This is a genomic window from Leclercia adecarboxylata, from assembly GCF_035787115.1.
In the GTDB taxonomy this organism is placed as follows: Bacteria; Pseudomonadota; Gammaproteobacteria; order Enterobacterales; family Enterobacteriaceae; genus Enterobacter; species Enterobacter adecarboxylatus_E.
Genome location: NZ_JALKTL010000002.1, coordinates 161,333 through 182,466, shown reverse-complemented (window position 1 = coordinate 182,466; position 21,134 = coordinate 161,333). Strand labels below are relative to the sequence as shown.

The window sequence follows — 21,134 nt, the reverse complement described above, 5'->3', positions numbered from 1 at the left end:
TAGGTGAAAAAATGACATAGCGCTAATGTCGCCGGTATTCATTTTCCTGGTAGTCACTGGATTCTATTTTTGCAATGCCGGCTTCTAAAATAGAAATAAACTGGCGTGCGACATCTGTGGTTAACCACAGCGTCTGCCCAACTTCCGCTTCGTCGGTGTCAGCGTGATCCGGGATCTGGTAATGTAAACGCAGCATCAGCGCGTCGTAGCTATCTACAGTACTAATATCCCAGCCAACAAGCGGATGGGTCTGGATGACTTCATTATTCTTTTCCATCATAACCCCCTGAATACGTGTTAAAAGACAACGACTGTGAGGTTCAATGCGTGTTTTTCTGAAGCAATTTCAGTATATCAATAAATAAGGCTTCCGAAGGGAAAAAGAAACAGGGAGGGCCACATTTTTATATGTTTTAGGATTGTTTGAACATAAAAACATCATCTTGCTGATGATTTTTGACGGAGTCAGTCAGATTATTCGGGCTTTCGTAAAAAGTTCAAAAAAAGCCGGGGCGACCCGGCAAAAAAACACAATGAAGGAGAAAAATTAATCGGTAATAAACCAGTCGTCAGCGCTCTCCCAGGTTTCTTGTAAAATTTCGCTGACGCGATCTTTATCTTCTTTTGCGCCGCCAATGACCGACAGATTATTTGACCCCGCATAGCGCACGGTGACAGCGCCTTCGCGTTCGGGGAAGGAGTGATTTATACGGCGGGATAATTCACCCGCCAGCGCGTCCAGCGCACCGGCAGGCAAAGCAGTTGTTCTGGCAATGGTGACTTCAATACGCATAGTTGCCCCCTGTGTAATATACTGTTTATTTATACAGTTATATTGATGAACTTACAACAGGGGACAAACAATTTTTAGCGTTTCACCGTCCACTGAACGGTTTCACCCGCCAGGAACGGGATCAGGGTGTCGTCGGTCAGCGCGATAGACTCCATTACGCTGCTCTCTTCGCGTACCAGCTCAACAAAGGTTTCATTCACTGGCAGACCGTAGAAGCGCGGCCCGTTCAGGGAGCAGAACGCCTCGAAGTGCTGCAGGGCATTCATTTCGTCAAATACCTGGGCGTAGCTGGCAAGGGCCGTCGGAGCGTTAAAGCAGCCAGCACAGCCACAGCTGGCCTCTTTGCGGTGACGGGCATGCGGCGCGGAGTCGGTGCCGAGGAATGCGCGCTCAAAGCCGCTGGCAACTAGCTCACGCAGCGCCTGCTGGTGGATATTGCGTTTGAGGATCGGCAGACAGTACAGGTGAGGGCGCACGCCGCCGACCAGCATGTGGTTGCGGTTAAACATCAGGTGCTGCGGGGTGATGGTGGCAGCCAGAAGCTCATTGCCATCACGCACGTACTCTGCGGCGTCTTTGGTGGTGATATGTTCAAACACCACTTTTAGCCCCGGGAGGCGTTTGCGTAGCGGCTCCATCACGGTGTCGATAAAACGCGCTTCACGGTCGAAAATGTCGATTTCCGCATGGGTCACTTCACCGTGCACCAGCAGAGGCATCCCCAGTTTCTCCATACGCTCCAGCACCGGCATAATCGCGTCAATGCTGGTCACACCGTGGCTTGAGTTGGTGGTGGCATTGGCCGGGTAGAGCTTGGCGGCGGTAAAAACCCCCTCATTAAAACCGCGCTCAATCTCGTTGGGGTCGAGCGTATCGGTCAGATAACAGGTCATCAGCGGGGTAAAAGTGTGCCCGGCAGGGACGGCATCCAGAATACGCTGGCGATAGGCGATCGCCGCGTCGACCGTGGTAACGGGCGGCACCAGGTTTGGCATGACAATCGCGCGGCCATAAATTTCACTGGTATACGGCACGACGGTTTTCAGCATATCGCCATCGCGAAGATGGATATGCCAGTCGTCTGGGCGGCGGATTTTCAAAACCTGGGATTGTACAGTCATGGATAGGCTCCGGCTGAGTGAGATGATTTTTGCCGGACACAAAGGATAGGGGGAAACGTTTTCGTTTGCACTCTTTTCCGTAAAAAAAAGGCGCCGAAGCGCCTCAGAGGTTAATCGACGAAGGGGATAACAATCTCACCCGGCTTCACCTCGATCCCTTTTGCGTATTTTTTCGCCAGCGCTTCGCCCTGGCTGTTGTCTTCGCTCAGGATGTAGGCTGGCTGATGATTGAAGTAGTTTTGCAGCGACTGGTTCAGATAGGGCATCAGCGTCTGCAGAACCGGTTTCATCTTGTCCGGTGATACCACGGCGTCGGTGATCTCCATCTGCTGCAGATAGATAGCGCCCTGATCTTTATTGAAGACCGGCAGCGCCTTTAACTTCAGCTTGATATTGGCTTTCTGGCTGCCGAATAGCGAGTTCATGTCCAGGCTGGCATCGCCGGAGAGCATCACTTTGTTCGGCTCTTCACGGCCAATCTGGCTGGCAAGATTGCTGAGGACGATATGCGCATCGGCCACACCCGGCACGCCAATATCTTTCGCAAAGTTATTGCGCTTCTGCAGCGCCTGGTTGATCTCCTGTTCACTAACGGTGTACTGGGTGAGCTGATTACAACCAACCAGCAGACCGCTGATGATCAACGCAGTGGCAATAACAATCTTTTTCATGGCTTTCCTCGACATAATGTCAGCGCTTCAATCCTGACGCGCCAGTATGTCAGGGGACCGTCACTCAGACCAGCAGAAAAAACTGATAACGACGAAGAACAGGAATTGTGCCTGAGGCGCAATCAGGCGCCGGGCTCCAGCATTCCGGGGGCGCTGCGCTTGTGGCTGAACTGCCAGCCCAGCGCGAAGAAGGTGCTCACCCCAATCAGGGCCAGCATCGCCCACGGAAGCTCTGGCTGGTTGAACGCTTTTCCGGCATCGAATAACCAACCGCCCCCGGCATACCCCAGCGCGCCGCCAATCGCCAGCCCCAGCCGGCTGAAGCCCATATAGCTCCCCCGGGCACGGGCGTCCGCCAGCTGTGCGCTCAGCGTTTCACGGGCAGGCTCCGCGATGATAGAGCCGATATAAAACGTGCAGATCAGGATAAACAATTGCTGCAGCGAGCTCACCATCCCGATGGGCAGCATGCTCAGGGACATCAGCAGCAGCCCCGCCATCAGGCGATGCTCAAGGCGAAAGCGTTTTTCGCTCCAGCGAGCAATTGGGTAGAGCAGGGTGAGGGAGAAGCAGGCCTCAATGGCGTACATCCACTTTACCGCTGCCGGAGAGCCGGCAATATCGTTGACCATGATGGGCAGCATCAGCATCACCTGCACAGCCAGCATGTAATAACCTGCCAGGGTCAAAACGTAGGTAATAAAGCGTTTGTCGCGCCAGACCCGATCGAGCCCTTCCCGCACCGGCGCTTTAACGGTGGAGAGCTTCCAGGCGGGCAGCAGCCAGGCATTGAAGGCCGCGCACAAAATAAACAGCACCGCGCCGGTGGCGCAAACCAGCCGAAAATCATACTGCAGCAGCCAGCTTCCCAGCAACGCGCCCACCACTGCGCCCGCACTGTCCTGCATCATCAGCAGCGAGAAAAAACGCCCGCGATACTGGGGGCGGATCAGTTTGACCACTAAAGCCGTGCGCGGCGGGTCGAACAGGGTGCCGCCAAGCCCGGAGACAATACAGGAAACCCAAAGCACCCAGGGCTCGTGGGCAATCGCCATGGTGCCAAACCCCGCCGCTCGCAGCAGCATGCCGGTGACAATCATCGGTTTGGCGCCGAACCTGTCGGCAATCGCGCCGCCAAACACCCCCAGCCCCTGCTGGACAAACTGGCGCAGCCCCAGCGCAATGCCGACCATTAATGCTGCCCAGCCCATCTGATCGACAAAGCGAATAGAGATGAGGGGAAAAACGACAAAAAAGCCGAGTACAACCAGCATGTTATCGACAAGCAGGAAGTATTTACCCAGGTTCCGGGCCTGTGAGATATGGGACATTTCCCCTCCAGGGAAATATACCCGTCATACTTCAAGTTGCCGGTGCGTTGGCCTCCTCGCTCACCCCTATCACTTACCGGAGTAAGCTCCAGGGGATTCGCTGCGTCGCCGCCTTCCTGCAACTCGAATTATTTAGGGTATCAAGATAGTGAGCGCGCTAATATTCTGCGGTGTCGGCAGGTTTTTTCCCACAGCGCGGGCGACAATATTTTTTTATCAAAAAGGGACTTTGATTGAGGCTTTTCATCGAAAAATGTGAAAAGCCTTCAAAATGGTATGTCGCTGTTTTCCCAGACGGCGGCGGCACAGGTATAGTAAAGCTAACGGGTCAAGGTTGTAACATGAAGGAGTTGTATCCATGTTTGGCTATCGCAGTAATGTGCCGAAAGTGCGCCTGACGACCGACCGGCTGGTGGTTCGTCTGGTGCATGAGCGTGATGCCTGGCGTCTGGCGGACTACTACGCTGAGAATCGTCAGTTTTTAAAACCCTGGGAACCCGTACGGGACGAGAGCCACTGCTATCCTTCCGGCTGGCAGGCCCGGCTGAGCATGATTGCCGAGTTCCATAAACAGGGCTCGGCATTCTATTTTGCCCTGCTGGATCCTGATGAAAAAGAGATCATCGGTATCGCCAACTTTTCCAACGTGGTGCGGGGCTCGTTTCACGCCTGCTATCTGGGATACTCCATCGGGCAAAAATGGCAGGGGCAGGGGCTGATGTTTGAGGCGCTGACCTCGGCGATCCGCTATATGCAACGTACCCAGCATATGCACCGCATCATGGCCAACTACATGCCGCACAATCAGCGCAGCGGGGGGCTGCTGGCGCGCCTCGGATTCGAAAAAGAGGGCTACGCCAAAGATTACCTGCTGATTGACGGTGAATGGCGCGATCATGTCCTGACGGCGCTGACAACAAAAGAGTGGAGCGCGGGGCGCTAAGGAACAGAGATGAAATACCAGTTAACCGCGACAGAAGCGCGCGTCATCGGCTGCCTGCTGGAGAAGCAGGTCACAACACCGGAACAGTATCCCCTTTCGGTCAATGCGGTTACCCTGGCCTGTAACCAAAAAACCAACCGTGAACCTGTGATGAATCTTGGCGAGCATGAGGTTCAGGATCTGCTGGATGCGCTGGTCAAGCGCCACTATCTGCGCACCGTCAGCGGCTTTGGCAATCGGGTAACCAAATATGAACAGCGCTTTTGCAACTCGGAATTTGGCGCCCTGAAGCTCAATTCTGCCGAAGTGGCGCTGATTGCCACTCTGCTGTTACGGGGCGCGCAGACGCCGGGCGAGCTGCGCAGTCGTGCCGCGCGCATGCATGAGTTCGCCGACATGCAGGAAGTGGAGCAGACCCTTGAAGGCCTGGCGGCCCGGGAAGATGGTCCGTTTGTTCTGCGACTGGCGCGCGAGCCCGGCAAGCGTGAAAGCCGCTATATGCACCTCTTCAGCGGTGAGGTTGAAACCGAGGTCGCAGCGGCAGAGATCGTGGCTCCGGCGGCGGCGGACGAAACCTTGCTGGCCCGCGTTGAATCGCTGGAAAATGAAGTCGAAGAACTCAAGCAGCGCCTCGATTCGCTGCTGGCACATCTGGGGGATTAACGGTGACAAAATTACGTGTAGGCGTGGTAGGGCTGGGTGGCATCGCCCAGAAAGCCTGGCTGCCGGTGCTTAGCGCCGCGACAGACTGGACGTTGCAGGGAGCCTGGTCGCCGTCGCGGGATAAGGCGCTCAGGATCTGCACCTCGTTGCGCATGCCTTACTATGAGTCGTTGCAGGATCTGGCTCGCGCCTGTGATGCGGTATTTGTTCATACTTCCACCGCCACCCATTATCAGGTGGTCAGCGAACTGTTGCATGCCGGGGTGCACGTCTCTGTCGATAAACCGCTGGCGGAAAATCTGGCCGACGCCGAGCGCCTGATCGACCTCGCGGCACAGAAGAAACGTACCCTGATGGTCGGTTTTAATCGCCGTTTCGCGCCCCTTTACCGGCAACTGAAAGCCGGGCTCGAGGGGGCGGCATCGCTGCGAATGGATAAGCATCGCACCGACAGCGTCGGCCCCAACGATCTGCGTTTTACCCTGCTCGATGATTATCTGCACGTGGTGGATACCGCACTGTGGCTGGCGGGGGAGAACGCGCACTTAACCGGCGGGACGCTGCAGACCAATGAGCAGGGGGAGATGATCTATGCTGAACACCATTTCAGCGCGGGGAATCTGCAGGTGACCACCTCCATGCACCGTCGGGCGGGCAGCCAGCGGGAGTGGATCCAGGCGGTGACGGACGGCGCACTGCTGGACATTACCGATATGCGCGAGTGGCGCGAGGAGCGGGGGGCGGGCGTTGTCACACCGGCTATTCCGGGCTGGCAAAGCACCCTGGAGCAGCGCGGTTTTGCTGGCTGCGCGCGCCACTTTATTGAATGCGTGCAAAATCAGACGGTTCCTGAAACCTCGGGTGAACAGGCGATCCGCGCCCAGCGCATCGTGGAGAAGCTCTGGCGCGACGCCATGAGCGAATAACCCGCTGTAACATCTGCCCATAGCAATTCCTGTTTTTACGAGTAGACTAGGCGCGTTTTGCGTTTTCCAGGCCGGGTAAGCATAGCGCTACCCGGCGAAATTACGCCTGCTTTGCAGGCGTTTTGTTTCAGGTAGTGGAAGCTCACGTTAATGAACCTATTAAAATCGCTGGCCGCCGTCAGCTCGATGACCATGTTCTCGCGCGTGTTGGGTTTTGCGCGCGATGCCATTGTGGCGCGGGTCTTTGGTGCAGGGATGGCGACTGACGCCTTTTTTGTTGCTTTTAAACTGCCCAACCTGCTGCGTCGTATCTTTGCCGAAGGCGCTTTCTCCCAGGCCTTCGTTCCTATTCTTGCGGAATACAAAAGCAAGCAGGGTGAAGACGCCACCAGGGTCTTTGTCGCCTATGTATCGGGTCTGCTGACCCTTGCCCTGGCGATCGTTACGGTAATTGGCATGCTGGCGGCCCCCTGGGTGATCATGGTGACTGCGCCAGGCTTTGCCGATACCGCTGATAAATTTGCCCTGACCACCCAGCTGCTGCGCATCACCTTTCCTTACATTTTGCTGATCTCGCTGGCGTCGCTGGTCGGCGCCATCCTCAACACCTGGAACCGCTTCTCGGTGCCGGCCTTTGCCCCGACGTTCCTTAACGTCAGCATGATCGGGTTCGCGCTGTTTGCCGCGCCGCACTTCAACCCCCCGGTGCTGGCGCTGGCCTGGGCAGTGACCGTAGGCGGTATACTACAGCTGGCGTACCAACTGCCACATCTGAAGAAGATCGGTATGCTGGTGCTGCCGCGCATCAACCTGCGCGATGCCGGGGCGATGCGGGTGGTTAAGCAGATGGGACCGGCTATTCTTGGCGTCTCGGTGAGCCAGATTTCGCTGATCATCAACACCATCTTCGCCTCATTCCTCGTTTCCGGGTCGGTCTCCTGGATGTATTACGCCGACCGCCTGATGGAGTTCCCGTCCGGGGTACTGGGCGTGGCGCTGGGTACCATTTTGCTGCCTTCACTCTCCCGCAGTTTTGCCAGCGGCAATCATGATGAGTACTGCCGCCTGATGGACTGGGGCTTACGCCTCTGCTTCCTGCTGGCGCTGCCGAGCGCAGTGGCGCTGGGGATCCTCGCGAAACCGCTAACCGTCTCTCTGTTCCAGTACGGGAAGTTTACCGCCTTTGATGCCGCCATGACCCAGCGGGCGCTGATCGCCTATTCAGTGGGGCTGATGGGGCTTATCGTGGTGAAAGTACTGGCGCCGGGCTTCTATTCACGTCAGGACATCAAGACCCCGGTGAAGATTGCCATCGTCACGCTGATTATGACCCAGGTGATGAACCTGGCGTTTATCGGCCCGCTGAAGCATGCCGGTTTGTCGCTGTCCATCGGTCTGGCGGCCTGTCTCAACGCCGGGCTGCTTTACTGGCAGCTGCGTAAGCAGCAAATCTTCACCCCGCAGCCGGGCTGGTCGAGCTTCCTGTTGCGTCTGGTCATTGCGGTGCTGGTGATGGCCGCGGCGCTGGTGGGGATGCTGTACGTAATGCCTGACTGGTCGCTGGGTACCATGCCTTATCGTCTGCTGCGCCTGATGGCGGTTGTGCTGGTGGGCGTGGTGGCGTACTTCGCCACGCTCGCGGTGCTGGGCTTTAAGGTCAAAGAGTTCGCCCGCCGCACGGCGTAACGCAAAAAAGGGGAGCGCCTGTCGGTGCTCCCCGTTCTGTGTCTGGCTATCGCCTGATTAAATCGAAAATTTCTTCCCGCCGCTGCGTGAGCTGGCTGTCTGGCCATCGGCGCCATACAGTCCCGTCTCCTGATGCGGCTTAAGTACCTCAAGCGCCTGTTGATTACGAAGGATTTGCCCCTCCAGTAACCACCCGTTGTGCTGATTCAGATCGCGCAGATGCTGCGTTTTTTCAGTAATAGTTTGCCAGCGATCGACGACATCATCATTTGCACCGTGGCGTGAGGCTTGCTCGCTGCGCCGCTGCTGTTCAAGGTAGTCCAGCGTGGCCAGCAGTGAGCTTTTGTCTTCTGTAATGCGCTGCAGCGCGCTGCCGTGAACATTGCCGGCAGAGAGCTGCTGTTGTTCGGCGTCCATCACCGTTTTCAGGTCGTTCAGCACGACCGTCATTTGATCCATTATTTCCGTCAGACGACTCATACGGTGATTACTCTAAGAAACTTTGCGCATCCTGGATCAGCGCATCAGCGATTTTACTGGTATCCATTTTCAGCTCGCCATTACGAATGGCAGTTTTCAGCGCTTCGACACGTTCCATGTTGATGTCGTTGCTACCAGGCTGCATCAGTTTCGCCTGGGCATCGCTCAGCGTGACGCTGGTGCTGTTGGCGGTCGCCGATTTTTGCGGGCGAGTCATTGCAGCGGCAGTGTCATTCATTTCGCGCGGTTGTACTGGGCTAACCGGCTTCAGGGGCGATGTACGATCAATGCTCATTATGTTGTCCTCATCGAGGGTTCGCGGCGTGGGCGCCTGACATCATCAGTTGTTACTTATTTATCGGCAGCCGCCGCAGAATCTTTAAAAAGATTACAGGTTAATCAGAATATTCCCATCAGAATCGACCGTACCGCTCACCACCTGGCCCGATGACATTCTGACCCGTGCATTTTGCGCGACCGCCGCATTGTTCAGCGCCTGTCCTTCACCGTTGACGCTAAAGCCGTCGCCGCTGGCGATAACCATCACCCGCTGTCCGGCTTTAATGCGCCATGACTGACGCAGCATCGACAGCTGCAGAGGCTGTCCTGGCACCAGATCGCGCAGGCTGACGGCATTCTGCACCTGGTTAATATCCAGGATTGCCCGCGGCGGAAGCTGATCCAGTCTGCCGCGTTTCAGCGTGACGCTTCCCGGCTGCAGGGCGGAACCCCGAGGGATACTCCGGGACGCGACAACATAATCGCCCGTCGCCTGAACTGCAACCTGTATAAACCGTTTTTCGTTGCCACATCGTGCGGTAACGCTGAGGTTGCCCCACAGCTTCGTGTTGCCGAGGACGCTGAATGCAGGCGTCTCGCAGGAGGGGCGCATGCTGTCTGGCGTACGGACCTTCACCGAAACCTCATCGCTGAATCCCGCCAGCCGCTGGGCAAAAAACGCCGTTAGCTGGGCATCAAGATCCTGCGCCTGTGAGAGAGTGCTCCACAGGAGCAAGGTTGCGGTCAAACCCCGTTTAAGTGCCATATCGCCTGTTACCGTCGGTTTAATGATGAGCAGAATTCTACCCGTAGCGGTTTGGCATCAACGCAATAAATAGCGACGCATTTTGTGCTTATTCCGTCGATGAAGGACATGGGTTGAGATTTAAGCTATCCACTGAAATTTTGCCATCAGCGGAGGAGACATGCTCGATAAACTCGACGCCGCGCTACGTTTTCAGCAGGAAGCGCTCAACTTACGCGCCCAGCGTCAGGAGATTCTGGCCGCCAATATCGCGAACGCCGATACCCCCGGGTTTCAGGCGCGTGATATCGATTTTTCCAGTGAATTAAAAAAAGTGATGGAGCGCGGTCGGGCCGAAAATAGCGGTGTCGCCCTTGCGCTGACCTCTGCACGCCATATTCCCGCAGAAACCGTGACTACCCCGAATATCGATTTACTTTATCGCATTCCCGATCAGCCATCCCTGGACGGTAACACCGTTGATATGGACCGGGAGCGTACGCAGTTCGCCGATAACAGCCTGAAGTACCAGATGGGGCTGACCGTTCTCGGCGGGCAGATTAAAGGCATGATGAATGTTCTGCAGGGAGGCAACTAATAATGGCCTTACTCAATATCTTTGATATCGCGGGCTCAGCGCTGACCGCGCAATCCCAACGTCTGAACGTCGCCGCCAGTAATCTGGCGAACGCCGACAGCGTGGCGGGCCCGGACGGGCAACCGTACCGCGCTAAACAGGTGGTGTTTCAGGTCGATGCTGCACCGGGTGCCGCAACCGGCGGGGTCAAAGTGGCCAACGTGATTGAGAGCCAGGCACCGGACAAACTGGTGTACGAGCCAGGCAACCCGCTGGCGGACGCCAATGGCTACGTCAAAATGCCGAACGTGGACGTGGTGGGTGAGATGGTGAACACCATGTCAGCCTCCCGTAGCTATCAGGCCAACGTCGAAGTACTGAACACCGTGAAGAGCATGATGCTTAAAACCCTCACTCTGGGCCAGTAAAGGAGAGATCAATGTCCATTGCCGTTAATGTAAATGACAGATCGACTGCCACTGGCGTCGGCAGCGCCACCGGCAGCAGCTCGCTGACCGGAAGTAACGCGTCCGATCTGCAGGGTAGCTTTCTGACGCTGCTGGTCGCGCAGCTGAAAAACCAGGATCCGACCAACCCGATGCAGAACAACGAACTGACGACGCAGCTTGCGCAGATCAGTACGGTGAGCGGCATCGAGAAACTTAACACCACCCTGGGTTCTATCTCCGGGCAGATCGACAGCAGCCAGTCGATGCAGGCCAGTACGTTGATCGGCCATGGCGTAATGATCCCGGGTTCCACCATTCTGGCGGGCAGCAGCACCACCGACGGCACCAGCACCACCTCCACCACGCCGTTTGGTGTTGAGCTGCAGCAGAGCGCCGACAAAGTGACCGCCACTATCACCGATAAAAACGGCGCGGTGGTTCGCACCATTGATATCGGCGAACTGAAAGCAGGCGTTCACACCTTTTCCTGGGACGGCACGATGACCGATGGCAGCAGTGCGCCAAACGGCTCTTATAACGTGGCGATTTCCGCCAGCAGCGGCAGCACGCAGCTGGTGGCACAGCCGCTGCAGTTTGCAATGGTGCAGGGCGTGATCCGCAGCAGCAACGGTAACACGCTGGATCTGGGGACTTACGGTACAACTACGCTCGACGAAGTTCGGCAGATTATTTAAGCCTTAACATTTATCAGGAGTAACAAATGGCCTTTTCACAAGCGGTCAGCGGCCTGAATGCTGCAGCCACTAACCTCGACGTCATTGGTAACAACATTGCCAACTCCGCGACCTATGGCTTTAAGTCCGGTAGCGCGTCGTTCGCAGATATGTTCGCCGGTTCCAAAGTGGGTCTGGGGGTAAAAGTTGCTGGCATTACCCAGGACTTCGCCGACGGTACCACCACCAACACCGGTCGCGGTCTGGATGTGGCGATTAGCCAGAACGGTTTCTTCCGTATGCTCGACAGCAACGGTTCCGTCTATTACAGCCGTAACGGCCAGTTCAGCCTGGACGAGAACCGCAATCTGGTGAACATGCAGGGTCTGCAGGTCACCGGCTATCCGGTAGGAGGCACGCCGCCAACGGTACAGACCGGTGCGAACCCGCAGCCGATCACCATTCCGAACAACCTGATGGCGGCAAAAGCGACCACCACCGCCGCGCAGCAGATCAACCTGAACTCCACGGACAGCGTGCCGACCATTGCGTTTGATACGACTAACGTCAACCCGGATTCAGACAGCTACAACAAGAAAGGTACCATCACCGTTTATGATAACCAGGGTAACGCCCACAACATGTATGTCTACTACGTGAAAACGGCAGACAACAAGTGGGATCTGTATACCCAGGATGGCAGCGTCGCCAACGGTAAGATCACCAAATCCGCACAGATGAACTTCGACAGCAACGGTAATCTGGACGGGATTTATGACTACACCGCCATGGGCACCACACCAGAAACCTGGACCCTGAGCACCGACAAAAATGATAACCCGGCCATTGAGGTGACCACCGATCCGCTGAGCGGCGCGCTGCCGGTGACCTTCTCCCTGAGCTTCCTCAACTCCATGCAGCAGAACACCGGGGCGAACAACATCGTGGCCACCAACCAGAACGGCTACAAGCCGGGCGATCTGGTGAGCTATCAGATTAATGATGACGGTACCGTGGTAGGTAACTACTCCAACGAACAAAACCAGGTGCTGGGCCAGATCGTGCTGGCAAACTTTGCCAACAACGAAGGGCTGCAGTCCGAAGGGAATAACGTCTGGTCTGCGACCCAGTCCTCAGGCGTGGCGCTGCTGGGCACCGCCGGCACCGGTAACTTCGGTACCCTGACTAACGGCGCGCTGGAAGCGTCTAACGTCGATCTGAGTAAAGAACTGGTCAATATGATTGTCGCGCAGCGTAACTATCAGTCGAACGCGCAGACCATCAAAACACAGGATCAGATCCTTAACACGCTGGTTAACCTCCGCTAAGTGGCTGACGGGATAGCTTAATGGATCACGCAATATATACCGCGATGGGCGCGGCCAGTCAGACGCTTAATCAGCAGGCCGTGACCGCCAGTAACCTGGCTAACGCCTCCACGCCGGGTTTTCGTGCGCAGCTCAATGCGATGCGCGCGGTCCCGGTGGAAGGGCTCTCTCTGCCGACGCGTACGCTGGTAACCGCCTCCACTCCCGGCGCCGATATGATGCCTGGGCAGATGGATTACACCTCCCGTCCGCTGGACGTCGCCCTGCAGCAGGACGGCTGGCTGGCGGTTGAGACCGCCGACGGCGGCGAAGGTTATACCCGTAACGGGAACATCCAGGTGGATGCTGTCGGGCAGCTGACCATCCAGGGACGGCCGGTTATTGGTGAAGGTGGCCCGATTGTCGTACCGGAAGGTTCGGAGATCACCATCGCGGCTGACGGTACCATCTCCGCCCTGAACCCGGGCGATCCGCCGAACACCGTTGCACCTGTTGGTCGCCTGAAGCTGGTAAAAGCCGAAGGTTTTGAAGTGCAGCGTGGCGACGATGGCATGTTCCGTCTGACCCAGGCGGCGCAGGCTACCCGTGGCGCGACGTTACAGGCTGACCCGACCATTCGCGTCATGTCTGGCGTGCTGGAAGGCAGCAACGTTAAGCCGGTGACCGCGATGACCGACATGATCGCCAGCGCACGCCGTTTCGAAATGCAGATGAAGGTGATCGCAAGCGTTGATGAAAACGCCGGCCGCGCCAACCAACTGCTGTCAATGAGTTAACAGGACTACTTATGATCAGTTCTTTATGGATCGCGAAAACGGGCCTCGATGCGCAGCAAACCAACATGGACGTTATCGCCAACAACCTGGCAAACGTCAGCACCAATGGTTTTAAGCGTCAACGTGCGGTTTTCGAAGACTTGCTTTATCAAACCATTCGCCAGCCAGGCGCGCAGTCGTCTGAACAGACCACGCTGCCGTCTGGTCTGCAGATCGGTACCGGCGTTCGCCCGGTGGCGACCGAGCGTCTGCACAGTCAGGGTAACTTGTCCCAGACCAACAACAGCAAAGACGTGGCGATCAAAGGCCAGGGATTCTTCCAGGTCCAGCTCCCGGATGGTACCTCTGCCTACACCCGTGACGGTTCGTTCCAGGTGGATCAGAACGGTCAGCTGGTAACCGCGGGCGGTTTCCAGGTGCAACCGGCGATCACCATTCCGGCGAACGCCCTGAGCATTACCATCGGGCGTGACGGCATCGTGAGCGTGACCCAGCAGGGGCAGGCCGCGCCGGTGCAGGTCGGCCAGCTTAACCTGACCACCTTCATGAACGACACCGGTCTGGAAAGCATCGGTGAGAACCTGTACATCGAAACCCAGTCCTCCGGTGCGCCGAACGAGAGCACGCCCGGTCTGAACGGGTCAGGTCTGCTGTATCAGGGGTATGTGGAAACCTCAAACGTCAACGTCGCGGAAGAGCTGGTGAATATGATCCAGGTTCAGCGCGCGTACGAAATTAACAGTAAAGCAGTGTCGACGACCGACCAGATGCTGCAGAAACTGACGCAACTCTAAGGTGTAGTCCGGTGCGGTTCGCGCCGCACCGGCTCCCTGTTTTCGAAGATGAAGGCAATGCAAAAACACGCGGCGATTCGTTATCCGATAGTGACTCTCCTGGCCGTTACCCTCAGCGGTTGCGCCTGGGTTCCGTCTCAACCGTTGGTGCAGGGTGCGACTTCCGCCCAACCCATTCCTGGCCCGACGCCGGTAGTGAATGGCTCAATTTTCCAGACCGCGCAGCCGATCAACTACGGTTATCAGCCGCTGTTTGAAGACCGTCGCCCACGTAATATCGGCGATACGCTGACCATCCAGCTGCAGGAAAACGTCAGCGCAAGTAAGAGCTCGTCGGCAAATGCCAGCCGCGACGGGAAAACCAATTTTGGCTTCGATACCGTACCACGCTACCTCGAAGGTCTCTTCGGAAATGCCCGTGCCGATGCCGAGGCGTCTGGCGGTAACTCCTTTAACGGTAAAGGCGGCGCTAATGCCAGCAACACCTTTAATGGCACGTTGACGGTTACCGTCGATCAGGTGCTGGCGAACGGCAATTTACACGTGGTGGGTGAAAAACAGATCGCCATTAATCAGGGCACTGAATTCATTCGCTTCTCCGGTGTGGTTAACCCTCGCACCATCAGCGGCTCCAACACCGTACCGTCCACCCAGGTGGCCGATGCGCGCATTGAGTACGTCGGCAACGGCTATATCAATGAAGCGCAAAATATGGGCTGGTTGCAGCGTTTCTTCCTTAATTTATCACCGATGTAATCGAGGTGACCTATGTTTAAATCCCTCTTTGGGTGCCTGCTGGTACTGGTAGCGACCTGTGTCCAGGCTGACCGTATTCGCGATCTTACCAGCGTACAGGGCGTGCGGGAAAACTCACTGATCGGTTACGGTCTGGTGGTGGGGCTTGACGGTACGGGTGACCAGACCACCCAGACGCCGTTCACTACGCAGAGTCTTAACAATATGCTCTCCCAGCTCGGCATCACGGTGCCCGCCGGGACTAACATGCAGCTGAAAAACGTGGCGGCGGTAATGGTCACCGCTTCCTATCCGGCCTTCGCGCGCCAGGGACAAACCATCGACGTGGTGGTCTCCTCCATGGGTAACGCGAAAAGCCTGCGTGGCGGTACCCTGCTGATGACCCCACTGAAAGGGGTGGATAGCCAGGTCTATGCTCTGGCGCAGGGTAATATTCTCGTCGGCGGGGCGGGTGCCTCCGCAGGTGGCAGCAGCGTACAGGTCAACCAGCTTAACGGCGGTCGTATTACCAACGGGGCGGTTATCGAGCGTGAGCTGCCAACCCAGTTCGGCACCGGTAACACCATCAACCTGCAGCTGAATAATGACGACTTCACCATGGCGCAGCAGATTGCTGACACTATCAATCGCAGCCGCGGCTACGGCAGCGCCACCGCACTGGATGCCCGCACCGTGCAGATCCGTGTCTCCAGCGGCGGCAGCAACCAGGTGCGTCTGCTGGCGGATATCCAGAATATGGAGGTGAACGTCACACCGCAGGATGCCAAAGTGATCATCAACTCCCGTACCGGCTCGGTGGTCATGAACCGTGAGGTGACGCTGGACAGCTGTGCTGTGGCGCAGGGTAACCTGTCGGTGACCGTTAACCGCTCGGCTAACGTCAGCCAGCCGGATACGCCGTTTGGCGGTGGTGAAACGGTGGTCACGCCGCAGACCCAGATCGATTTGCGTCAGAGTGGCGGCTCGCTGCAGAGCGTGCGTTCCAGCGCCAACCTGAACAACGTGGTACGCGCACTGAACGCGCTGGGCGCCACCCCGATGGATCTGATGTCGATTCTGCAATCCATGCAGAGCGCGGGCTGTCTGCGCGCCAAACTGGAAATTATCTGATGCTGACCGATAGCAAACTGCTGAGCAGCGCGGCCTGGGATACCCAGTCGCTCAACGAACTGAAGTCCAAAGCGGGCAAAGATCCGGCGGGGAATATCCGCCCGGTTGCCCGCCAGGTGGAGGGAATGTTTGTTCAGATGATGTTGAAAAGCATGCGTGAAGCCCTGCCGAAAGACGGTATGTTCAGCAGCGACTCCACGCGTCTGTACACCAGCATGTATGACCAGCAGATTGCGCAGCAGATGACCGCCGGTAAAGGGTTGGGACTGGCCGATGTGATCGTTAAGCAGATGGCGGCCGCCCAGGGCGTGCCGCCAGAAGAAGCACCACAGCAGGTGCCGATGAAGTTCGATCTGGAAAGGGTGACCAGCTATCAAAATCAGGCGCTGACGCAGATGGTGCGCAAAGCGGTGCCGAAGGTGCCTGAGAGTAACGATGAGCCCCTCACCGGCGACAGCAAAGACTTCCTGGCGCAGCTCTCACTACCGGCACGTCTCGCCAGCCAGCAGAGCGGGGTACCGCATCACCTGATCCTGGCCCAGGCGGCGCTGGAGTCGGGCTGGGGGCAGCGCCAGATCCGCCGTGAGAACGGCGAGCCGAGCTTTAACATCTTTGGGGTCAAGGCCTCGGGTAGCTGGAAAGGGCCGACCACCGAGATCACCACCACCGAATATGAAAATGGCGAAGCGAAAAAGATCAAAGCCAAATTCCGCGTGTACAGCTCGTATCTGGAGGCGCTTTCAGATTATGTCGGCCTGTTAAGTCGTAACCCGCGCTATGCGGCAGTGACCCAGGCCGCGACGGCAGAGCAAGGGGCGCAGGCGTTGCAGAACGCGGGCTATGCCACCGACCCACAGTATGCCCGCAAGCTGACCAGCATGATCCAGCAGCTCAAAGCCATGGGTGAGAAAGTCAGCAAAGCCTACAGCAACGATATCGAAAATCTGTTCTGAAAGTTCTCAAGTCCGGCTGAGGCCTGCCGATAATCACCAGCAGGACTCGTGTCTGAAAGTATAAAAGGAACCCCCATGTCCAGTTTGATCAACAGCGCCATGAGTGGCCTCAGTGCAGCACAGGCTGCGCTGAATACCGCCAGTAATAACATTTCAAGCTACAACGTGACGGGTTATACCCGTCAGACGACGGTGCTGAGTGCCTCAAACAGCACCCTGACCGGCGGCGGCTGGGTTGGCAACGGCGTGTATGTCTCCGGGGTACAGCGCGAATATGATGCATTCATCACCAACCAGTTGCGCACCGCCCAGAATCAGAGCAGTGCCCTGACGACCCGTTATGAGCAGATGTCCAAAATTGATGACATTCTCTCTGGCAGCAGCAATAGCCTGGCTACCACCCTGCAGGATTTCTTTAGCAGCCTGCAGACTCTGGTGAGCAATGCCGAAGATCCGGCGGCGCGGCAGACGGTACTGGGCAAGGCTGATGGCCTGGTGAACCAGTTCAAAGTGAACGATCAGTATCTGCGCGATCAGGACAAGCAGATCAATACCGCGATCGGCACCAGCGTTGAACAGATCAATAACTATGCCAAACAGATCGCCAACCTGAACGATCAAATTTCCCGTCTGACCGGCGTGGGTGCGGGGGCATCCCCGAACAACCTGCTCGATCAGCGTGACCAGCTGGTGAGCGAGCTGAACCAGATCGTGGGCGTTGAAGTTTCCGTCCAGGATAGCGGCACTTATAACGTCTCCTTTGGCAATGGCTACAACCTGGTTCAGGGCAGCACCGCGAACCAGCTGGCGGCCATGAAGTCCAACGCCGATCAGTCTCGCACCACGGTGGCATTTGTTGACGGCACCTCGGGCCCGGTTGAGATCCCGGAAAAACTTCTGACCAGCGGTTCCCTGGGCGGCATGTTGACCTTCCGTACCGAAGAGCTCGACGCGGCTCGTAACACCCTTAACCAGCTGGCGCTCTCTTTCGCTAACGCGATGAATACCCAGCATGAAAAGGGCTTTGACGCAAAAGGCGCTGCCGGCGGTGAGTTGTTTAAAATCGGTGAGCCGGCGGTAATGAAAAACATCAAAAATACCGGTTCGGCCTCCGTCACCGCCGCGATTAACGTGGCCGACAGCGCCAAAGTGCAGGCTACCGACTATAAGATGGAGTTTGATGGCGGCAACTGGAAGATCACCCGTCTGTCCGATAAAACCACCGTCACCCCAACCGATGACGGCAACGGTAATTTATCTTTCGATGGCCTGACGGTCAGCGTATCGGGGGAGGCAAATAATAAAGACAGCTTTGTTATCAAGCCTGTCGTCAACGCCATTGTGAATATGGACGTGGCGATCACCGATGAGTCCAGACTGGCGCTCGCCTCTGAAGAGAAAGGCGGCGAAAGTGACAACCGTAACGGCCAGGCGCTGCTGGATCTGCAAAGCAGCAAAGTGGTTGGCGGCAACAAAACCTTTAATGACGCCTATGCCTCGCTGGTCAGTACTGTCGGCAGTAAAACCGCGACGCTGAAAACCAGCAGCACCACCCAGGCAAACGTGACGACGCAGCTGAGCAACCAGCAGCAGTCGATCTCCGGGGTTAACCTTGATGAAGAGTATGGCAACCTGCAGCGTTACCAGCAGTACTACCTGGCCAATGCCCAGGTTCTGCAAACTGCCAGCACGCTCTTTGACGCGTTAATCAATATTCGCTAAGGCCGAGGTGAACGATGCGTATTAGCACCCAGATGATGTATGAGCAGAACATGCGAGGGGTCACCGAATCCCAGAGTAAGTGGCTCGGTTACGGTGAACAAATGTCCACCGGCAAGCGTGTTAACCGTCCTTCGGACGATCCGATCGCCGCGTCGCAGGCGGTTGTTGTTTCTCAGTCACAGGCGCAAAACAGCCAGTATACCCTCGCCCGTTCTTTTGCCACGCAGAAGGTATCGCTGGAAGAAAACGTGCTGGGCCAGGTGACCACAGCGCTGCAATCGGCGCAGGAAAAGATTGTCTATGCGGGTAACGGTACTCTGAGTGACAACGACCGCAACTCGCTCGCCACCGATCTGCAGGGTATTCGCGATCAACTGCTTAACCTGGCGAACAGCACCGATGGTAACGGTCGCTATATTTTTGCAGGTTATAAAACCGATGCTGCGGCGTTCGATCAGACCACAGGTGATTATGCCGGCGGCGCCACGCCAATCAGCCAGCAGGTCGATTCCGCGCGTACTATGCAGATTAGCCATACCGGCAGCGACGTGTTTGAATCCTTCACCAGTAATGCTGTACCAGAGCCGGACGAAAGCACGCCAGAAAAAAATATGTTTAAAATTCTGGATAACGTGATTGCAGCGCTGAAAAATCCGGTTGAAGGCGATGAGGATAAGGCTAACCAGATGACTGCGGATATTGATAAGGCAAACCGCGGATTACGTAATTCACTGGACAATGTGCTGACCGTGCGTGCCGATCTCGGGACTAAACTGTCCGAACTGAGTTCACTCGATTCACTGGGCAGCGACCGTGCTTTAGGCCTTACCCAGCAGATGAGCGATCTGGTTGACGTTGACTGGAATGCGGCGATTTCTTCCTACACTATGCAGCAGGCGGCGCTTCAGGCGTCCTATAAAGCATTCAGCGATATGCAGGGCATGTCTCTGTTCCAGCTCAATAAATAACTGACTTGACCTTTAGAACATGGCTTGAAACTGGTTATGTTCTGTATGCCCAATCCGTTTTACGGATTGGGCTTTTTTTTCAGGAATTTTGGACTGCTGATGAGGCGGTGCGGACGTTTTCGGTCAGACGAATAACCAGCGCCACGCCTGCAGTTGCCGTTGCCAGCGCAATCACGCCCGGCCAACCGGCCATGGTATAGAGCTGACTGCCAAGGGCTGAACCCAGCGCCATGCCGATGAACACGCCGGTAAAGAGCAGGGCATTCAGTCGACCACGGGCCTGCGGCTCAAGGCTGTAAACCAGGTTCTGATGCGCCACCAGACTCGACTGCAGACCCAGATCAAAACCTACGGCGGCGACGGCAATCAGGATTAGCTGGCCCTGTACGCCTAAAGCCGGCATGAAAAACATCAGGGCGAAGGAGGCTGTAACCAGCGCGGCACCCAGTTGAGTGACTTTACCGGCACCCAGTTTATCCGCCAGACCGCCAGCGAGTGGGGCGGCCAGGGCACCTGCAGCACCGGCAATGCCATATGCTCCGGCAACCGCACTACCCAGTCCATAATGTTCCATCAGCATCACCGCCAGGGTAGACCAGAAAGCACTGAAGGCAATCGAGAGAAAACCCTGAGCCAGTGCGGCACGGCGCAAAGCCGGATAACGACGCCACAGATGCGCCATGGAGCGCATCAGCTGCGGATAACGCAGGTTCGACGGGACCGCGAAGCGGGGCAGAATGAACCACATCACCGCGGCGAGGATCGCAATGCTGCCCGCTGCCAGCTGGTACATCACGCGCCAGCCAAAGGCTTCCCCTACCACGCCGCTCACCGTACGGGAGAGCAGGATCCCCAGTAACAGGCCGGTCATCACCGTGCCGACGGTTTTACCCTGTTTGCCCTCTGGGGCGAGGATTGCTGCGGCCGGAACGATATCCTGCGCCATGGTTGCGGTCATACCAATCAGCAGGCTGACCAGCAGCAAGGAGTGGATTTGCCCCGCCAGGCTACAGACCAGCAACAGCAATGCCAGGGCGATGCTTTTCACCACTATCAGGGTGCGGCGGTCGTAGCGATCGCCAAGCGGCAGCAGGAACAGGATCCCCAGCGCATAGCCTGCCTGCGTGAGGGTTGGCACCATCCCCATCCCTTCGATGCTGAGATGCAAATCTGAGCCCATCAACGGCAGTAGCGGCTGGGCATAATAGATGGCGGCGACGCTAAATCCAGCGCCGATGGCGAGGATAAAAATAACCCAACGGTTGACGGCTGGGCTCAGGGTACTGGTATTCATATGCAGTTCCTCATTTCGGGTGTGTCGCTATTCTTTATCAGCGCGCCTTGCGGTGGTAGCGGGCGCAGTGATAAAACACTTATACGTGTAACGTA

General features: G+C 56.8%; 24 protein-coding genes. 15 read left to right on the top strand and 9 right to left on the bottom strand.

Going from position 1 to position 21,134, the window contains the following annotated elements; genetic code table 11:
• Positions 1-22 precede the first annotated feature (22 nt).
• The 5 genes from bssS to mdtH all read right to left on the bottom strand — a co-directional run bounded on the left by bssS (position 23) and on the right by mdtH (position 3,916).
• Positions 23-277, bottom strand: a complete 255-nt coding sequence (gene bssS, locus MXM41_RS08320; protein ID WP_325931126.1) for a biofilm formation regulator BssS — start codon at positions 275-277, stop codon at positions 23-25.
• A 270-nt stretch (positions 278-547) separates the two neighbouring features.
• Positions 548-793: a DNA damage-inducible protein I gene (gene dinI / locus MXM41_RS08315; protein WP_325931124.1), complete on the bottom strand. Its 246-nt coding sequence runs from the start codon at positions 791-793 to the stop codon at positions 548-550.
• 74 nt (positions 794-867) lie between these two features.
• Complete coding sequence (gene pyrC / locus MXM41_RS08310) at positions 868-1,914, bottom strand: dihydroorotase (RefSeq protein WP_325931121.1); 1,047 nt, start codon at positions 1,912-1,914, stop codon at positions 868-870.
• A gap of 110 nt (positions 1,915-2,024) precedes the next feature.
• Positions 2,025-2,585, bottom strand: coding sequence for a lipoprotein (locus tag MXM41_RS08305; protein WP_325931119.1), 561 nt, complete (start codon positions 2,583-2,585; stop codon positions 2,025-2,027).
• A gap of 122 nt (positions 2,586-2,707) precedes the next feature.
• Positions 2,708-3,916, bottom strand: a complete 1,209-nt coding sequence (gene mdtH, locus MXM41_RS08300) for a multidrug efflux MFS transporter MdtH (protein ID WP_325931117.1) — start codon at positions 3,914-3,916, stop codon at positions 2,708-2,710.
• A 358-nt stretch (positions 3,917-4,274) separates the two neighbouring features.
• Between mdtH and rimJ the strand changes: the two genes are divergently transcribed.
• From rimJ to murJ, 4 genes are all read left to right on the top strand, one after another.
• On the top strand, positions 4,275-4,859 hold the full coding sequence (gene rimJ, locus MXM41_RS08295; RefSeq protein ID WP_103179068.1) for a ribosomal protein S5-alanine N-acetyltransferase: 585 nt from the start codon (positions 4,275-4,277) through the stop codon (positions 4,857-4,859).
• Between the two features lie 9 nt (positions 4,860-4,868).
• On the top strand, positions 4,869-5,522 hold the full coding sequence (locus tag MXM41_RS08290) for a YceH family protein (protein WP_325931114.1): 654 nt from the start codon (positions 4,869-4,871) through the stop codon (positions 5,520-5,522).
• 2 nt (positions 5,523-5,524) lie between these two features.
• Entirely contained in the window at positions 5,525-6,448 is a 924-nt protein-coding gene (locus MXM41_RS08285) for a Gfo/Idh/MocA family oxidoreductase (RefSeq protein ID WP_325931112.1), read from the top strand.
• Between the two features lie 150 nt (positions 6,449-6,598).
• Positions 6,599-8,134: a murein biosynthesis integral membrane protein MurJ gene (murJ, locus tag MXM41_RS08280; protein ID WP_325931110.1), complete on the top strand. Its 1,536-nt coding sequence runs from the start codon at positions 6,599-6,601 to the stop codon at positions 8,132-8,134.
• Positions 8,135-8,191: 57 nt separating this feature from the next.
• On the opposite strand, the gene flgN is transcribed toward murJ, so the two are convergent.
• The 3 genes from flgN to flgA all read right to left on the bottom strand — a co-directional run bounded on the left by flgN (position 8,192) and on the right by flgA (position 9,659).
• Entirely contained in the window at positions 8,192-8,614 is a 423-nt protein-coding gene (gene flgN, locus MXM41_RS08275; RefSeq protein ID WP_325931108.1) for a flagella biosynthesis chaperone FlgN, read from the bottom strand.
• Between the two features lie 7 nt (positions 8,615-8,621).
• A complete protein-coding gene (flgM, locus tag MXM41_RS08270; protein WP_325931106.1) occupies positions 8,622-8,909 on the bottom strand; it encodes a flagellar biosynthesis anti-sigma factor FlgM in 288 nt (95 codons plus the stop codon).
• Between the two features lie 93 nt (positions 8,910-9,002).
• Entirely contained in the window at positions 9,003-9,659 is a 657-nt protein-coding gene (gene flgA / locus MXM41_RS08265; RefSeq protein WP_325931104.1) for a flagellar basal body P-ring formation chaperone FlgA, read from the bottom strand.
• A 160-nt stretch (positions 9,660-9,819) separates the two neighbouring features.
• On the opposite strand from flgA, the gene flgB reads away from it, so the two are divergent.
• From flgB to flgL, 11 genes are all read left to right on the top strand, one after another.
• Positions 9,820-10,236: a flagellar basal body rod protein FlgB gene (flgB, locus tag MXM41_RS08260; RefSeq protein ID WP_325931102.1), complete on the top strand. Its 417-nt coding sequence runs from the start codon at positions 9,820-9,822 to the stop codon at positions 10,234-10,236.
• 2 nt (positions 10,237-10,238) lie between these two features.
• The gene (flgC, locus tag MXM41_RS08255; RefSeq protein WP_325931100.1) at positions 10,239-10,643 is read left to right on the top strand and encodes a flagellar basal body rod protein FlgC; all 405 of its coding nucleotides are present in this window, start codon (positions 10,239-10,241) and stop codon (positions 10,641-10,643) included.
• 11 nt (positions 10,644-10,654) lie between these two features.
• The gene (gene flgD, locus MXM41_RS08250) at positions 10,655-11,359 is read left to right on the top strand and encodes a flagellar hook assembly protein FlgD (protein WP_325931097.1); all 705 of its coding nucleotides are present in this window, start codon (positions 10,655-10,657) and stop codon (positions 11,357-11,359) included.
• 26 nt (positions 11,360-11,385) lie between these two features.
• On the top strand, positions 11,386-12,666 hold the full coding sequence (flgE, locus tag MXM41_RS08245) for a flagellar hook protein FlgE (RefSeq protein WP_325931095.1): 1,281 nt from the start codon (positions 11,386-11,388) through the stop codon (positions 12,664-12,666).
• A gap of 20 nt (positions 12,667-12,686) precedes the next feature.
• On the top strand, positions 12,687-13,442 hold the full coding sequence (locus tag MXM41_RS08240; RefSeq protein WP_325931092.1) for a flagellar basal body rod protein FlgF: 756 nt from the start codon (positions 12,687-12,689) through the stop codon (positions 13,440-13,442).
• A gap of 11 nt (positions 13,443-13,453) precedes the next feature.
• Positions 13,454-14,236 carry a flagellar basal-body rod protein FlgG gene (flgG, locus tag MXM41_RS08235; protein ID WP_032617536.1) on the top strand — a complete coding sequence of 261 codons (783 nt, stop codon included), beginning with the start codon at positions 13,454-13,456 and terminating at the stop codon, positions 14,234-14,236.
• A gap of 57 nt (positions 14,237-14,293) precedes the next feature.
• On the top strand, positions 14,294-14,992 hold the full coding sequence (gene flgH / locus MXM41_RS08230; RefSeq protein ID WP_325931090.1) for a flagellar basal body L-ring protein FlgH: 699 nt from the start codon (positions 14,294-14,296) through the stop codon (positions 14,990-14,992).
• Positions 14,993-15,004: 12 nt separating this feature from the next.
• On the top strand, positions 15,005-16,102 hold the full coding sequence (locus MXM41_RS08225) for a flagellar basal body P-ring protein FlgI (protein ID WP_325931089.1): 1,098 nt from the start codon (positions 15,005-15,007) through the stop codon (positions 16,100-16,102).
• Complete coding sequence (flgJ, locus tag MXM41_RS08220; protein ID WP_325931087.1) at positions 16,102-17,055, top strand: flagellar assembly peptidoglycan hydrolase FlgJ; 954 nt, start codon at positions 16,102-16,104, stop codon at positions 17,053-17,055. The genes MXM41_RS08225 and flgJ overlap by 1 nt, the downstream gene beginning before the upstream one ends.
• A gap of 75 nt (positions 17,056-17,130) precedes the next feature.
• Positions 17,131-18,777, top strand: a complete 1,647-nt coding sequence (gene flgK / locus MXM41_RS08215; RefSeq protein ID WP_325931086.1) for a flagellar hook-associated protein FlgK — start codon at positions 17,131-17,133, stop codon at positions 18,775-18,777.
• A 14-nt stretch (positions 18,778-18,791) separates the two neighbouring features.
• The gene (gene flgL, locus MXM41_RS08210) at positions 18,792-19,745 is read left to right on the top strand and encodes a flagellar hook-associated protein FlgL (protein WP_325931084.1); all 954 of its coding nucleotides are present in this window, start codon (positions 18,792-18,794) and stop codon (positions 19,743-19,745) included.
• A gap of 79 nt (positions 19,746-19,824) precedes the next feature.
• Here flgL and MXM41_RS08205 read toward each other — a convergent pair whose 3' ends face one another.
• Positions 19,825-21,039 carry an MFS transporter gene (locus MXM41_RS08205; RefSeq protein ID WP_325931083.1) on the bottom strand — a complete coding sequence of 405 codons (1,215 nt, stop codon included), beginning with the start codon at positions 21,037-21,039 and terminating at the stop codon, positions 19,825-19,827.
• Positions 21,040-21,134 lie beyond the last annotated feature (95 nt).

Coding starts and splice junctions, on each gene's coding strand:
- bssS (WP_325931126.1), bottom strand. CDS start 277: ATGGAAAAGAATAATGAAGTCATCCAGACCCATCCGCTTGTTGGCTGG.
- dinI (WP_325931124.1), bottom strand. CDS start 793: ATGCGTATTGAAGTCACCATTGCCAGAACAACTGCTTTGCCTGCCGGT.
- pyrC (WP_325931121.1), bottom strand. CDS start 1,914: ATGACTGTACAATCCCAGGTTTTGAAAATCCGCCGCCCAGACGACTGG.
- MXM41_RS08305 (WP_325931119.1), bottom strand. CDS start 2,585: ATGAAAAAGATTGTTATTGCCACTGCGTTGATCATCAGCGGTCTGCTG.
- mdtH (WP_325931117.1), bottom strand. CDS start 3,916: ATGTCCCATATCTCACAGGCCCGGAACCTGGGTAAATACTTCCTGCTT.
- rimJ (WP_103179068.1), top strand. CDS start 4,275: ATGTTTGGCTATCGCAGTAATGTGCCGAAAGTGCGCCTGACGACCGAC.
- MXM41_RS08290 (WP_325931114.1), top strand. CDS start 4,869: ATGAAATACCAGTTAACCGCGACAGAAGCGCGCGTCATCGGCTGCCTG.
- murJ (WP_325931110.1), top strand. CDS start 6,599: ATGAACCTATTAAAATCGCTGGCCGCCGTCAGCTCGATGACCATGTTC.
- flgN (WP_325931108.1), bottom strand. CDS start 8,614: ATGAGTCGTCTGACGGAAATAATGGATCAAATGACGGTCGTGCTGAAC.
- flgM (WP_325931106.1), bottom strand. CDS start 8,909: ATGAGCATTGATCGTACATCGCCCCTGAAGCCGGTTAGCCCAGTACAA.
- flgA (WP_325931104.1), bottom strand. CDS start 9,659: ATGGCACTTAAACGGGGTTTGACCGCAACCTTGCTCCTGTGGAGCACT.
- flgB (WP_325931102.1), top strand. CDS start 9,820: ATGCTCGATAAACTCGACGCCGCGCTACGTTTTCAGCAGGAAGCGCTC.
- flgC (WP_325931100.1), top strand. CDS start 10,239: ATGGCCTTACTCAATATCTTTGATATCGCGGGCTCAGCGCTGACCGCG.
- flgD (WP_325931097.1), top strand. CDS start 10,655: ATGTCCATTGCCGTTAATGTAAATGACAGATCGACTGCCACTGGCGTC.
- flgE (WP_325931095.1), top strand. CDS start 11,386: ATGGCCTTTTCACAAGCGGTCAGCGGCCTGAATGCTGCAGCCACTAAC.
- MXM41_RS08240 (WP_325931092.1), top strand. CDS start 12,687: ATGGATCACGCAATATATACCGCGATGGGCGCGGCCAGTCAGACGCTT.
- flgG (WP_032617536.1), top strand. CDS start 13,454: ATGATCAGTTCTTTATGGATCGCGAAAACGGGCCTCGATGCGCAGCAA.
- flgH (WP_325931090.1), top strand. CDS start 14,294: ATGCAAAAACACGCGGCGATTCGTTATCCGATAGTGACTCTCCTGGCC.
- MXM41_RS08225 (WP_325931089.1), top strand. CDS start 15,005: ATGTTTAAATCCCTCTTTGGGTGCCTGCTGGTACTGGTAGCGACCTGT.
- flgJ (WP_325931087.1), top strand. CDS start 16,102: ATGCTGACCGATAGCAAACTGCTGAGCAGCGCGGCCTGGGATACCCAG.
- flgK (WP_325931086.1), top strand. CDS start 17,131: ATGTCCAGTTTGATCAACAGCGCCATGAGTGGCCTCAGTGCAGCACAG.
- flgL (WP_325931084.1), top strand. CDS start 18,792: ATGCGTATTAGCACCCAGATGATGTATGAGCAGAACATGCGAGGGGTC.
- MXM41_RS08205 (WP_325931083.1), bottom strand. CDS start 21,039: ATGAATACCAGTACCCTGAGCCCAGCCGTCAACCGTTGGGTTATTTTT.